Raw genomic sequence first — 12,888 nt, 5'->3', positions numbered from 1 at the left:
AGACGGTATGCACCATACTGGTCACATCCAAACGGCCGGAATCGATCAGATCAAGCGCGCGGCGCTGCGTATAGGGATTGATATAGGACGCTTTGAGGACGATTTCCTTTTGAAAAACGGTAAAAGGCTTAACCGCGATCGCTTCATCCGGCCTGGTCAGGCCGAACATCATTACGACTGCCTTGGGGCCGGCCAGTTCAATGGCCTGCTCGATGGTGGCCGGCCGGCCGACGCATTCGATAACCGTGTTCAGACAGAGCATGCCGTGCGCGGCGAGTGCTGTCGGCACGTCCTCGTGCAGCGGATCGATGCAGACATCCGTGCCAAGCGCTTTACCGACCGCGCGTTTACCTTCGACCGGCTCCAGCAGCGCGATACGCGACGCGCCCGCAAGCCTTGCCAGCTGCACCATAATCAGGCCGATCATTCCGCCGCCGATCACGGCGACATGGCTGCCGGGTCGGATCTCGCACATATCCATGCCGTGCAGACAGCAGGCGACCGGTTCGGTCATTGCGCCCTGTTGGAACGAAGTACCGTCTCCGAGCGGGTAAACCTGCTTTTCGTTGACTGCGCAGTATTCCGCGAAAGCGCCGTCCACAGTGGTGCCGTAGCCGGTCATGTGCGTGCAGTAATGCGCCATACCGTCGCGGCAGAATTCGCATGCCCCGCAATAGTAATTGGGATCGACGCACACGCGGTCCCCTTTGCGGTAGCGCGTGACCGCGCTGCCGGTATCCGCGATAACGCCGGAGAATTCGTGTCCCAGAACCGTGGGGGGATGGGTTTCGGCCGCGCCCTTGTCCCCTTCGAAAATATGCACATCCGTACCGCAGACGCCGCATGCCTTGACTTGGATCAGCACATCGTGCGCGCCGACGGCGGGGATGGGACGGTTCTCTATCCGGATATCATGCCTGCCGTAAAAAACTGCGCTTTTCATAACAGCTTCCTCCTCTGCAATCCGATTGTTTGGATGGTTCTATCCCTATGATACCAGCCTGCGTGGCGCAATACAATATGCACCGCGCGGGTTTTCTGTTTTCCTGCTGGGAAACGCATGGTTCAATGCGCGGGACGAGGGCAGCCCCGTCTGCCGGCGGACACGAAAAGCGGGCGGCAGTCAAAAAAATACCGCGCGGATCAGCCGGTTCGGCCGACCCGCGCGGTACCGATTGGAGGGAGACTTGTGGTTACAGGGCCAATCCCTCCACCCAGGATTTTAGCTCGGACTCGGACAGACGGCCGTTGAGCAGGCGCCCGTTGACGATTTTGGTATCAGCGGCCACGCTGCTTCGCAGGCTGTCCGCAGTCCGGCCAAGGCCGCTGCCGCCCGAGGTGGCAAACAGGATGATGGTCTTGCCCGAAAAATCGTAGCTTTCCAAAAAGCTGTTGATAATGGTGGGCGCGATATACCACCAGATAGGGAAGCCGACAAAAATAACGTCATACGCTTCGATGGGTGCGTCCGTGTCGGCAAGCGCCGGACGGGAGGCGCTGTCCTGCATTTCGACAGAGCTGCGGGAGCGCTTATTGGTCCAGTCCAGATCGGCGCGCGTATAAGGCACGGCGGGTTTGATCTCGTAAAGGTCCGCGCCAATCGCTACGGCCAGCGACTTCGCAGCTTTCGCGGTCACGCCGCTGGCGGAAAAATAAGATACCAATGCTTTTTTCATGGTCAAGTCCTCCTCATTCAGTCAGTGATTTTCCAAGCGCATAGGCCAGCTTGGGGAAACGGCTGCTTTGGGTCATGGATACGGTGCCGCAGCCAGTACCCAGGAGCATGCCTTGGTCGTTGAAATGTAAATACCTGCACAAGGTCTGGTAATGGCCGGCAAGGTCATGCATCGTCCAGTCGTTGCTGTCCCAAGCCGCTGCGATCAGCGCCGTTTTCAGATGCTTTGCCGACAGCTCGTCGTTGAAGCTGTAAAAGCGGTTGATCGCTGTTTTGAGCTGGGCGGACATGCCGAAATAATAGAGCGGCGTGACAAATACCACCATATCGGAAGCAAGGATTCGGCGCCGCAGCTCCTCCATGCCATCCTTCTGCACACAGGAGCCGGACATGCCGCAGGCGTCGCACCCCAGGCAGGGGCGAAGGTCCGAGCGCGCCACGTCAAAGACCTGTGTCTGGTGTCCGGCCTCTGTGGCACCGCGTATGAATTCCGCAGCCAACAAATTGGAGGAACCGTGCTTGTGAGGGCTGCTCTCCATCACTAAAATCTTCATGTTTCACACCTCCTCGGATCAATAGGATAATTATCGTAAGGACGGCCTTGGCGCCTTTACGACAATTTTATTATACCGCACCTCTGCAGAAATAGCGAATGCTTGTTTTCTATCGCCAGAAATACATTTGGTGCATGATCGCGCTTGCGGCCGCCCCGCGCCTGTGCTATACTGGACAGGCAGGGGGTGGAAGCGTGGAACTTCGGGCGTTGCGGTACTTTCTGGCCGTGGCCAGGGAAGAAAATATCACCAGGGCGGCGGCGCTGCTCCATATGACCCAGCCGACCCTGTCCCGTCAGTTGATGCAGCTGGAAGAGGAGTTGGGTGTCAAGCTGTTCCGCCGCAGCCAGCACAGGATTATCCTCACCGATGCCGGCGTGCTGCTTCGCCGCCGGGCGCAGGAGATCGTCGGACTGGCAGAGAGGGCCGCGCGGGAGCTGCATCCGGCGGAAGAGGTTTCTGGCGAGATCTCCATAGGGAGCGGCGACCTGAAAAGCATCAGCCTGCTGGCTGATATGCTGGCGGAATTCCATCAGGCGTATCCCCTGGTGCGGTATGTGATCTACAGCGGGAATTCGGACGGTATCAAGGAGCGTATCGAACAGGGGCTTCTGGATATCGGGCTGCTGCTGGAGCCGGTGGAGATCAGCAAATATGAGATCCTGCGGCTGCCGGTGCGGGAGAGCTGGGGGCTGTTGGTGCCGGAGGATTCGGCGTTTGCAGACAGGAAATGTGTAACACCGAAGGATCTGGTCGGCCAGCGGCTGATCCTGCCCACGCGGGAATTGATGCAGCAAGAGATGCTCCGCTGGTTCGGGCCGTATGCAGAACAGATACAGGTTGTGGCGAGTGGGAACCTGCCGTATAATCAGGCGCAGCTGGCCCGCAAAGGGCTTGGGCTTTATCTTGCGATCGAGCTGGACTGCGCTTACGAAGGGCTACGGATGCTTCCGCTATCGCCGCCGCTGGAATCCAGCACGGTTCTGGCGTGGAAAAAAACAGAATCCTTTTCAGCGGCTACGGCGGCATTCCTTGGGTTTGCTCAAAAATACATAAAACGCATATCTGACCATCCATTATAAGTATTAGACAGGGATCGGCTTTGGCCTTACAATGTAGATGTCCGTTCAGGGCGTCTACATTTTTTTATTTTGAGGGATGGGAAATGACAATCCTGGAGGCGAGCGAACGATATCAGATCCCCCTGGAAATCCTGCGGGAATATGAGCGGTGGGGGCTGTGCGGGGCGGTCAAGCAGGTGATGGGCGAGTGGCAGTATGACGATCAGGATCTGGAACGGCTGAGCCTGATCCTGACCCTGCACGACATCGGCTTTACCTCAGAGGAGGTGGAGACGTACATGCGCCTGCTGCTGGAGCAAAGAGGAACGGGAAAGAAGCGGCTACGGATGCTGGAGCAGAAGCGAAAGGCCGCGCTGGACGAGATCCATTTTCGGGAAAGGCAGGTGGCGCGCATGGACGGCCTGCGGCACCGGCTTTTACAGGAGCAACAATCGACAGAGGAGGCGGAACGATGATTTTGAAAGAAACCTATGCACTGGCCAACGGCGTGGCAATACCCAAGCTGGGGCTGGGGACCTGGTTCATCCCCGACGAGCAGGCGGCGGAAGCGGTAAAAGCGGCGACCGCCTTGGGTTACCGCCATATCGATACCGCGCAGGCTTACGGCAACGAGGCGGGCGTAGGCGAGGGCGTGCGCGCCTGCGGCCTGCCGCGGGAACAGGTGTTCGTCACCAGCAAGGTGGCGGCCGAGGCGAAGGATTACGACAGCGCGGCGCATTCGATCGACGGGTCGCTCGCCAAAATGGGGCTGGACTATATCGATATGATGATCATTCACAGCCCGCAGCCTTGGGCGGATTTCCGCGGCGGGGACTATGCGGAGGGCAATCGGGCGGCCTGGCGCGCGCTGGAGGATGCGTATGCGGCCGGCAAGGTAAAGGCGATCGGCGTATCCAATTTCCTGCCGGACGATCTGGAAAATATCCTGTCGTCCTGCCGGATAAAGCCCATGGTCAACCAGGTTTTGCTCCACATCAGCAACACCGATCGGGCGCTGCTGGACTACTGCAAAAACCAGGGGATATTGGTGGAGGCCTATTCGCCGATCGCCCACGGTGAGGCGCTCAAGAATGAACAGATCACCGCTATGGCGGCAAAGTACGGCGTATCCCCGGCGGCGCTGTGCATCCGCTATGTGCTTGAGCTGGGTACGGTCGCCCTGCCTAAGACAGCGGATCCTGCCCATATGAAAGAGAACGCGGCGGTGGATTTTCTGATCGACCCAGCGGATATGGAAAAGCTGATGCGGCTCCCACCCATCGAGAGCTATGGGGAGTTCAGTTGCTTCCCCGTGTTCAGCGGCAAGTAAAAACAGGAGGGATACCATATGAAAAGCTTGGATCAAAATGCATTTGCAAAGCAGAATATATTTGGCTTGGGCGCGGAGAATACCGCCTATGCCCAGTATTTTATCGGGCAGTCCTTTCTCAACCCGCTGACACGGCCGGAAGACGGGATATTCCTGGGCAACGTCACCTTTGAACCGGGCTGCCGGAATAACTGGCACATCCACCACGCACAAAAGGGCGGCGGTCAGATCCTGCTCTGCACGGCGGGCGAGGGCTGGTATCAGGAAGCGGGCAAGGGGGCGGTCAGCCTGACGCCCGGGACCGTAATTGTCATCCCGCCGGAGATCAAGCACTGGCATGGGGCGAAAAGGGATGCGTGGTTCAGCCATATTGCGATCGAAGTACCCGGCGAGGGATGCAGCAACGAATGGTGCGAGCCGGTGACGGACGAAGAATACGCCGGCCTGTAAAATGTTTGCGGCCTGCGGCGCCGGACTGGATGAAGCGAAAAGGAGAGCGATCGACGATGTCTCGAATGGAAAAAGCGGAACAAGCGATAGCCAAATTGTATGGGGATACGGCTGGCGCGCTGCGGCAGAGCGATCCGGAATTTGCCGCGATCAAGGAGCGACTGATCTACGGCGAAATCTATGCCGAAGAACGGCTGGATGCCGGACTGCGCGAGCTGCTCATTCTGGTGGTGGCGGTCACAAACCAGACGATGCATGAGGTCAGGCGCCATGTCAGAGCGGCGCTCCGGTGCGGCGTACCCCCGCAGCAGATACGGGAGGCGGTCTACCAGTGCGCGCCATACATCGGACTGGGAAAAACCGAAGCGGCGGTAGAGGCGGCCAGCGAAACGCTGGCTGACAGCGGTATTCCACTGCCGCTGCCCAGTGGCTACACGGTGGAGGAGGAAGGGCGGCTGGCGGCCGGCATCGCCGCGCAAAAAGCCATTTTCGGCGGCTCCATCGACGCGATGCGCGCTGCCGCGCCGGACAACCAGAAAAATATACAGGATTATCTTTCCGCCTACTGCTTTGGCGACTTTTATACCCGTGAGGGGCTGGGTCTGCAGGAACGGGAGCTTTTGACCTTCGCCATCCTCTGCGCCCAGGGCGGGTGTGAGCCGCAGGTCAAAGCGCATGTGGGCGGAAACAACGCCGTGGGAAACGGCAAGGAAATCCTGCTGGGCACATTGACGGTGTGCCTGCCGTATATCGGCTTCCCGCGCACGCTCAATGCGCTGGCCTGCGTCAATGAGGTTTTGCCGGAGGAGAAATAAGGAATCATAAGATAAGGACAGCCCTGCCCGTGGACATATGCACAGGCAGGGCTGTTCGCTTGCTTTGAGGGCGGGAAGGCGCAACCCCTATCCGTCTAAAGAATAGGTAATCTTCACATTGCCCTTGCCCATGTCCGATTCCAGGGCGGAGAGGGACCCTTCCAGCCGGCCCAAACGGGTAAAGCTCCAGGAGTTGGTAGAGTAGTAAAGCACGATGTTATTACTCTGATACAGAATAAGGTTCCCGGCCGCAGCGTCGATAGGCTCGTCGCTTTGGGACAGGATGGCGGGCGGCCCGCCCACCTTTTCAAACCCGCCGTAGTCATGAGCCTGTATGGTGAGAGAGCTGCCGTTTTCGGCCAGAAAAGCCGTGAAAGCAGCAGCGTAGGCATTATCCGCCAAGGTCGCGATATAGGTGTGTCCGTTAAATGATACCTGAAGCTGGTCAGCGGCTTGCGCGTCCGCGGCAGGTCCGCCGGCCAGCCGGCGATGTCGTCGGGGGAGACTGTGCCGGAAAAACGCCTGCCCTCCAGCCAGACCGCACCCTCCGTCAGCTCCGGCAGACCCGTGTTGCTGTATGGCACTGCCGCCGGAGGTGCAGAAGCCTGCCACGGTTTTGACGCTCCAGTCGTAGCTTTCCGCGAAGGTGCGCGTGATCTTGGGCGGGATGCCCCACCAGATAGGACACCCCAGCAACACTACATCGTAAGACGCCCAGTTTTCCACGACGCAGCCGCCGGCAAAATCGCGGGACGGGCGGTTTCGTCCTGCTATTCGGTGTTGGTGCGGCAGTCGCTGTTATAATCCAGGTCAGCGGCCGTATAGGGATGTTCTGGCAGGATTTCAAAAAGGTCTGCGTTTAAGGGACTGGGCAATAGTTTCCGCAATTCCGGTGGCGGAGAAATAGGCGACCAGAATCCAGCCGCCCGTTTTGGCACCGGTGTTTCCCTCCGGCGTACTCTGCACGCCGGAATTCTGATCGCTGCCGGATACCGCCGAAGAACCCGCGCCGTTTTCCGGAAGTGGCGCTCCGCCTGAATTGGCGGGGCTGCCGAAGGCCGCGCAGGAAGCGGCCAGAACAAGCGACAGAAAAAAGTTGAAAATACGTTCCATGAGCATATTCTCCTGTTGACAAGGGTGTGCTGTTTCCGCATTTATGTGCGCCGCGCGTGCAAGGCTGGCGCAGCGGTTACAGGCTGGTCAGCACCGGATTGCGCAGGTAGTCATATACCCGACGCACTTCGCTGGGGCGGCGGGGTCCAGCATAAAGTCCCACACATCCAGGTTTTCCGCCCGCCGCTCTCGGTGGATGCTTTTGGGGATGACAGCCACGCCCCGCTGGATATCCCAGCGTAGGATGACCTGTGCCACGCTTTTACCGTGCTTGCAGGCGACTGCCGTCAATACAGGATCGGTGAACATGCCGTGCATGTCCTCGGCAAAGGGCGCCCAGGCCTCGGGCTGCACGCCCGGCTCGGCCATGATGCGCGCAGCTCCTCCTTCCGCTGGAAGTAGGGATGGCGCTCGATCTGGTTGACCATGGGCCGAGTATCCGCATTCCAGCACAGGTCCATCAGCAGGGCGGCGTCAAAGTTGCACACGCCGCTGGCCCGCACCTTTCCGGTATGGTATAGCTCCTCCATAGCGCGCCGCGCGCCGTAGTAATCGCCGAAGGGAATGTGGATGAGGTACAGGTCCAGATAGTCCAGCCCCAGCTTCTGTAGAGACTCGGCAAACGCCGCTTTGGTCTTTTCAAAAGCCTATCTGGTGAATGTACGCCTTGGGGGTGACGAACAGCTCCTACCGCGGATCGCCGCGCCCACCGCCTGTTCGTTTTGGTATGAGCTGGCGGTGTCAATGCGCCGGTAGCCCGCGCCGAGCGCGGGCTGTACGGTCCGGAGGCATCCCTCCCTGTCGGTGACCTGCAAGCCCCCGAAACCTTCCAGTAGCATGGTCACGCCGTTGTACAGTTTGACGGTTTGCATGCGGATGCAAGAGGCATGCGGTGCAAAAGCGGCGCCGCTTACGTCCAACATGATGACGCCGCATATAAAGCAAAATTTCTGTAAAAGAGAGATTGGTATGCGATTGCTTGGTTGACATTCTGATGTTGATATATCATGACATTTAGTGTATAATACATGACATTGCTAAGGGGAGGTATCACAAATGGCTGTTAGTTATGATAATCTCTGGAAATTACTGATAGATAAAAAACTCAAGCGGACCGATTTGAAGCAGTTGTGTGGAATCAGCAGTAACGTTCTTGCCAAGCTGGGCAAAAATGAGCCGGTATCTATTGATTCGCTTGAAAAGATTTGCTTATCCTTAAACTGCCATATTGAAGAAATCATGCAAATAGTGGAGGATAATAAGTGATGGAGCACTTTATTAAGTGTGGAGATACATTGGATTTGATTCAATCGGTTCCCAAGAATTCAATCGATTTACTTGTTACATCACCTCCTTATTGGGCAAAGCGTGTTTATAATGGCGAGGGCGAAATCGGTTCTGAAAAAACACCGGAAGCATATGTTGCTCGCCTTGCGGATTTTTTTGATGAGTTGAAGCCATATCTGAAAGACGAAGCAAATGTTTTTATCAATATAGGGGACACATTCTTTGGTTCTGGAGCAGGAGCATGGAAGAAATACCTTGATGGAGAAGGAAATGTTACGGAAGTACAGAAGGAACGAAAAGAAAAGTTTTTTACAACTAAGCCGCTTCAGCCCAAAATCAGGCAAAACGGAAAACTATATCAAAACAAACAGCTTTTGCTGATACCGTCACGGTTTGCCATTGAAATGCAAGAGCACGGCTGGCTCCTGAGAGATGACATTATTTGGCACAAGCCGAACCGTATACCTGCAAGTGTTACCGATAGATTCAATAACACATATGAGCATGTTTTTCATTTCACACTAAAGAAGAAATACTTTTTTGATCTTGACGCTGTAAAGGTTTTAGGACAAAACGGCAAAATGAAAAATCCAGGAGATGTATGGTCGATCAACACGCAGCCCCTGAATGGAGATCATACTGCAACTTTTCCAGAGAGCTTGGTTGAACAGATTGTAAAATGCGGTTCTCCGGCCGGCGGAACGGTTTTTGATCCGTTCCTTGGAACTGGCACAACATGGGTGGTATGTGAACGATTAGGAAGAAAATGTATTGGCTTTGAAATCAACGAAGGATACTTCAATTTTGCGAGCCAAAGATTTAGGGAGGCAAAAGGCAAGCAGTAATGGCTGATTATATTGAAATAAATAGCGAACGACTTTGTGACTGCAAAAAAGGGTATCTCTCCTGTGTTGAAGCAAGAGAATGGATGAAAAACCAGATTGGGGTATGGAATTTTAATTATGAACCTCGCGATGTTCGGGATAAAACAGTACACCCTGCCGTGTTTCCGATCGGCCTTGCAACAAGAGTAATAGAACAATTTACCCATAAAGGGGAACTCGTTTTAGATCCCTTCTGCGGTTCGGGAACAACACTTGTTGCAGCACAGGACCTTGAAAGAAACTGTATTGGAATTGACCTGAAGCAAGAATACGTTGATTTGTCAAATAGTCGTGTTGACAATGAAAAAAACGGCAATCCGTGCAAGCAAATTGCTGTCTGCAGAGATGCAAGAACGCTTTCTGAGGTGGTCAGGCCCAGGACAGTCAAGCTATCACTCACATCCCCGCCGTATGCCAATATTTTAAATAGAGAAAGAAAAAACAAGAGCAGACGCGGTGATTTAAGAGAAAATAAACAATATCTCAAGGTGGAGCAGTACAGCCAGGACGAACGAGACTTGGGAACGCTCTCTGCTGAACAGTTTGAAACGGCGATTTGCGAAATTTATTCATCAATGAAGTCTGTCTTTTCGGAAAAGGCCCATGCTCTGATTAATATTACAGACGCATGGATTGATGGAAAAAGGGTGCCGCTGCATATCAATATCATTAATGCACTTGTAAAGGCGGGGTATGAATTTAGAAATACAATCATCTGGGACAGAAGAAATCTGGTAAATAGGATCGGTATTTTTGGTTGGCCGAGCAGTTACATCACAATGGGAACAACATTTGAATATATTCTTGATTTTACGCTTCCAGCCGAGCCTGAATCAGCACAAAAGTAAAAGCAGACAGTCTCATTTTTGTGGATGAGGCTGTCTGCTTTTTATATAATGATGAATGACGTGTTTTTCCTATGGAATGGGTTTGCAGATTGCAGAATTTCAAATTTTGTTCCGTAGCTGTGTTTAATGAAACATTCCCAGTGCGTATACTTTATCTCGAGTCTGACTCGCAGAAATATGGGGCCTTCTCCCTTTGCTTTGGTATGCTTACAGGACTCGTTCAACGCTTTCAAACAAAGTGGAAAGTTTTTTTACTGGTATACGGATATGCGGTCCTCGGTCATGCGGGGCTTTTTTTCCGAACTCGTTTGCTGGTTGATCTATGCACAACTCCATTACTACCGCACCGCTGCTTATAGCGTCGTAAATGTTTTTGGGCGAACTTAAAATGTAGGCTTCAATGAAATGAAATCGTTCGTATTCTGAGTTGGCTGGCCCTTGCGTTTCTGCAAGAACGAATAGTACCTGATTGATTTTTCCTTTCCCGCCTGTTAGATCCCAGGTTGCCAGGTATTCCTCTTCGTGATAGAGACACACTTCTGATACCCCCTGCGCGCGCAGAGTAAAACCAAGGCGATTAAATTTATTTCCGTAAATGGTTGTAAAGAGTTTACGCTTTAAGGAGTCGTCTCTGTTTGACGGCTTCTCGTAACTAAAGCGGTTAAAGATTTGCCTGGGAGTCATTCCGGAAGTTGATGTTTGGTGAAATAGGGTTAACTTACTGGTTTTACCCTTTTTCTTGCGCATTCCTTTTAACTCATATGTGCCTAAATCGGCAAGATGAAGGTTGTTTTCGGCAACACCAAATTCGCGTTCTAGTATTTGCCCCACAATTCCGTCATCAGCGCGAAACATACCTTTGGGAACGGAAATGAATCCTTTGGAATTGATTTCTTTCAGTCGTTCTATCACAGCCTCTTTGGTCCAGATATCAGCCATTGCAGTTCCTCGCTTTCTATGAATTGTTTGTCTGTTTTGCGGCTCTGCGGGCTCTGCTGCAGCCAGCCCGCTGATGCTTAGGTGAAAATTGGGCATAAGCTAAAAAATCCTTATTTTATCTTCCGATAAAATAAGGATCTATGGTGGACCTGAAGAGATTCGAACTCTCGACCTCTCGGATGCGAACCGAACGCTCTCCCAACTGAGCTACAGGCCCAAATATAAAAAATTTTTCGCTCTTGGGTGTAGCAGACTAACTGCCCTTGACAAGTAATAATTATACATGTAGAATGGAAATATGTCAAGCATTTTTTTAAACGGCTGGCAAAAAAAGCGTGCATCAGCCAGATGCGCCAAAAGGAGAATGTAAAATGAACAACAGCGAAAAAACCATGGAAAAGATCGTTGCCCTGTGTAAGGGCCGCGGCTTCGTATACTCCGGCTCGGAGATCTACGGCGGCCTGGCCAACACCTGGGACTACGGCCCGCTCGGCGTGGAGTTCAAGAACAACGTTAAGGCCGCGTGGCGCAAGAAGTTTGTGCAGGAGAGTCCGTATAACGTCGGTCTGGACGCGGCGATCCTGATGAACCCGACCACTTGGGTCGCTTCCGGCCATGTCGGCGGCTTTTCCGACCCGCTGATGGACTGCAAGGACTGCAAAACCCGTCACCGTGCAGACCAGCTCATCGAGGAGCAGGCCGGCGAGAATCCGGCCGGCTGGACCAACGAGCAGATGAAAACGTATATTGACGAGCATCAGCTTGCCTGTCCGAACTGCGGCGGTCATAATTTCACCGATATCCGCCAGTTCAACCTGATGTTCAAGACCTATCAGGGCGTAACCGAAAATGCCAAGAATGAGATCTTTCTCCGGCCGGAGACCGCGCAGGGTATTTTTGTCAATTTCCAGAATATCCAGCGCACTACCCGCAAGAAGATCCCCTTTGGCGTGGGACAGGTGGGCAAGTCCTTCCGCAATGAGATCACGCCTGGCAACTTCACCTTCCGCACCCGCGAGTTTGAGCAGATGGAACTGGAGTTCTTCTGCAAGCCTGGCACTGACCTCGAATGGTTCAAATACTGGAAGGACTACTGCCATAACTGGCTGCTGTCCCTTGGCATAAAGGACGAGAACCTGCGTCTGCGCGACCATGATCCGGAGGAGCTGTCGCACTACTCCAATGCCACCACGGATATCGAATTCCTGTTCCCGTTCGGCTGGGGCGAGCTGTGGGGCATCGCGGACCGCACCGACTTCGACCTGACCCAGCACCAGAAAACTTCGGGCGTTTCCATGGAGTATTTCGACCAGGAGGGGAACGAAAAGTATATCCCGTACGTCATCGAGCCGTCTCTCGGCGCGGACCGCGTGGCGCTCGCTTTCCTGTGCGATGCCTACGACGAAGAGGTCGTCGGCCAGGATAAGAACGGCAAGGACGACGTGCGTACCGTGCTGCGCCTGCATCCGGCGCTCGCGCCGTTCAAGGCGGCCGTGCTGCCGCTGTCCAAAAAGCTGTCGGAAAAGGCAATGCCGGTGTGGGAAATGCTGGCAAAGCAGTTCTCTGTCGATTTCGACGACGCTGGCTCGATCGGCAAGCGCTACCGCCGCGAGGATGAGATCGGCACCCCCTACTGCATCACGGTCGATTTCGAAACCGAGCAGGACGGCTGCGTGACCGTGCGCGACCGCGACACCATGGAACAGGAGCGCATCCGGATTGAGGATGTTGCAGACTACCTTGCCAAGAAGATCGCATTCTGAAAATTCGCTGTTTTCAAAAACCCGCTGCATTTTGCAGCGGGTTTTTTCTATACAGGGGGTTGACAAGTAAAGTAGGGAAGTTTATAATTTGATTATTCCTATTGGAATAATATGAAATTAAGGGAGGAGCCGCCATGTGCTTTTGGCTAAAAACGCTGCTGCGGTCTAA

Annotated in this window: 16 protein-coding genes, 1 tRNA gene and 1 pseudogene; 9 read left to right on the top strand and 9 right to left on the bottom strand. The window is 54.1% G+C overall.

Features of this window, described 5'->3' with window-relative positions; genetic code table 11:
* The 3 genes from OCV66_RS04835 to OCV66_RS04825 all read right to left on the bottom strand — a co-directional run.
* Nucleotides 1-943 (bottom strand): zinc-dependent alcohol dehydrogenase family protein (locus OCV66_RS04835; protein ID WP_147573862.1); only part of this gene is annotated, 943 nt, incomplete at its 3' end.
* Nucleotides 944-1,193: 250 nt separating this feature from the next.
* Nucleotides 1,194-1,676, bottom strand: a complete 483-nt coding sequence (locus OCV66_RS04830) for a flavodoxin (protein ID WP_054326149.1) — start codon at nt 1,674-1,676, stop codon at nt 1,194-1,196.
* Between the two features lie 13 nt (nt 1,677-1,689).
* Nucleotides 1,690-2,229: a flavodoxin family protein gene (locus OCV66_RS04825; protein WP_147573848.1), complete on the bottom strand. Its 540-nt coding sequence runs from the start codon at nt 2,227-2,229 to the stop codon at nt 1,690-1,692.
* A gap of 98 nt (nt 2,230-2,327) precedes the next feature.
* Here OCV66_RS04825 and OCV66_RS04820 point away from each other — a divergent pair, with 98 nt between their 5' ends.
* The 5 genes from OCV66_RS04820 (at nt 2,328) to OCV66_RS04800 (ending at nt 5,885) form a co-directional block, all read left to right on the top strand.
* Complete coding sequence (locus OCV66_RS04820; RefSeq protein WP_307718885.1) at nt 2,328-3,311, top strand: LysR family transcriptional regulator; 984 nt, start codon at nt 2,328-2,330, stop codon at nt 3,309-3,311.
* A gap of 83 nt (nt 3,312-3,394) precedes the next feature.
* Nucleotides 3,395-3,766 (top strand): MerR family transcriptional regulator, encoded by a 372-nt coding sequence (locus OCV66_RS04815; protein WP_054326151.1) that lies wholly within the window; start codon nt 3,395-3,397, stop codon nt 3,764-3,766.
* On the top strand, nt 3,763-4,620 hold the full coding sequence (locus tag OCV66_RS04810) for an aldo/keto reductase (RefSeq protein WP_054326152.1): 858 nt from the start codon (nt 3,763-3,765) through the stop codon (nt 4,618-4,620). Before OCV66_RS04815 ends, OCV66_RS04810 begins: the two co-directional genes overlap by 4 nt.
* A gap of 18 nt (nt 4,621-4,638) precedes the next feature.
* Complete coding sequence (locus tag OCV66_RS04805) at nt 4,639-5,070, top strand: cupin domain-containing protein (protein ID WP_054326153.1); 432 nt, start codon at nt 4,639-4,641, stop codon at nt 5,068-5,070.
* A gap of 56 nt (nt 5,071-5,126) precedes the next feature.
* On the top strand, nt 5,127-5,885 hold the full coding sequence (locus OCV66_RS04800; RefSeq protein ID WP_054326154.1) for a carboxymuconolactone decarboxylase family protein: 759 nt from the start codon (nt 5,127-5,129) through the stop codon (nt 5,883-5,885).
* Between the two features lie 87 nt (nt 5,886-5,972).
* On the opposite strand, the gene OCV66_RS04795 is transcribed toward OCV66_RS04800, so the two are convergent.
* The 4 genes and pseudogenes from OCV66_RS04795 to OCV66_RS04780 form a co-directional block, all read right to left on the bottom strand.
* Nucleotides 5,973-6,611: a cyclophilin-like fold protein gene (locus OCV66_RS04795; RefSeq protein ID WP_054326155.1), complete on the bottom strand. Its 639-nt coding sequence runs from the start codon at nt 6,609-6,611 to the stop codon at nt 5,973-5,975.
* 117 nt (nt 6,612-6,728) lie between these two features.
* Complete coding sequence (locus tag OCV66_RS04790) at nt 6,729-6,998, bottom strand: hypothetical protein (RefSeq protein ID WP_054326156.1); 270 nt, start codon at nt 6,996-6,998, stop codon at nt 6,729-6,731.
* Nucleotides 6,999-7,085: 87 nt separating this feature from the next.
* Nucleotides 7,086-7,367: an aldo/keto reductase gene (locus tag OCV66_RS04785; protein WP_207724457.1), complete on the bottom strand. Its 282-nt coding sequence runs from the start codon at nt 7,365-7,367 to the stop codon at nt 7,086-7,088.
* Nucleotides 7,286-7,837 (bottom strand): annotated as a pseudogene (locus tag OCV66_RS04780) (aldo/keto reductase). The gene OCV66_RS04785 and the pseudogene OCV66_RS04780 overlap by 82 nt, the downstream one beginning before the upstream one ends.
* A gap of 217 nt (nt 7,838-8,054) precedes the next feature.
* On the opposite strand from OCV66_RS04780, the gene OCV66_RS04775 reads away from it, so the two are divergent.
* Genes OCV66_RS04775 through OCV66_RS04765 form a run of 3 tightly spaced genes read left to right on the top strand, consistent with a single transcriptional unit; the run spans nt 8,055 to nt 10,017 of the window.
* Nucleotides 8,055-8,264, top strand: a complete 210-nt coding sequence (locus tag OCV66_RS04775) for a helix-turn-helix domain-containing protein (protein ID WP_054326157.1) — start codon at nt 8,055-8,057, stop codon at nt 8,262-8,264.
* Nucleotides 8,264-9,130 (top strand): DNA-methyltransferase, encoded by an 867-nt coding sequence (locus OCV66_RS04770; protein WP_107630693.1) that lies wholly within the window; start codon nt 8,264-8,266, stop codon nt 9,128-9,130. Before OCV66_RS04775 ends, OCV66_RS04770 begins: the two co-directional genes overlap by 1 nt.
* Entirely contained in the window at nt 9,130-10,017 is an 888-nt protein-coding gene (locus OCV66_RS04765; RefSeq protein WP_107630692.1) for a site-specific DNA-methyltransferase, read from the top strand. The genes OCV66_RS04770 and OCV66_RS04765 overlap by 1 nt, the downstream gene beginning before the upstream one ends.
* Before the next feature lie 207 nt (nt 10,018-10,224).
* Here OCV66_RS04765 and OCV66_RS04760 read toward each other — a convergent pair whose 3' ends face one another.
* A complete protein-coding gene (locus OCV66_RS04760) occupies nt 10,225-11,052 on the bottom strand; it encodes an MvaI/BcnI family restriction endonuclease (RefSeq protein WP_107630691.1) in 828 nt (275 codons plus the stop codon).
* Between the two features lie 45 nt (nt 11,053-11,097).
* Nucleotides 11,098-11,173: transfer RNA gene (locus OCV66_RS04755), tRNA-Ala, on the bottom strand.
* Nucleotides 11,174-11,327: 154 nt separating this feature from the next.
* Here OCV66_RS04755 and OCV66_RS04750 point away from each other — a divergent pair.
* Nucleotides 11,328-12,719 (top strand): glycine--tRNA ligase, encoded by a 1,392-nt coding sequence (locus OCV66_RS04750; RefSeq protein ID WP_054326159.1) that lies wholly within the window; start codon nt 11,328-11,330, stop codon nt 12,717-12,719.
* The last annotated feature ends 169 nt before the right edge of the window (nt 12,720-12,888 follow it).

The sequence above is a fragment of the Agathobaculum ammoniilyticum genome (assembly GCF_025567315.1).
In the GTDB taxonomy this organism is placed as follows: Bacteria; Bacillota; Clostridia; order Oscillospirales; family Butyricicoccaceae; genus Agathobaculum; species Agathobaculum ammoniilyticum.
This window is presented reverse-complemented; position numbering and strand designations above follow the sequence as displayed.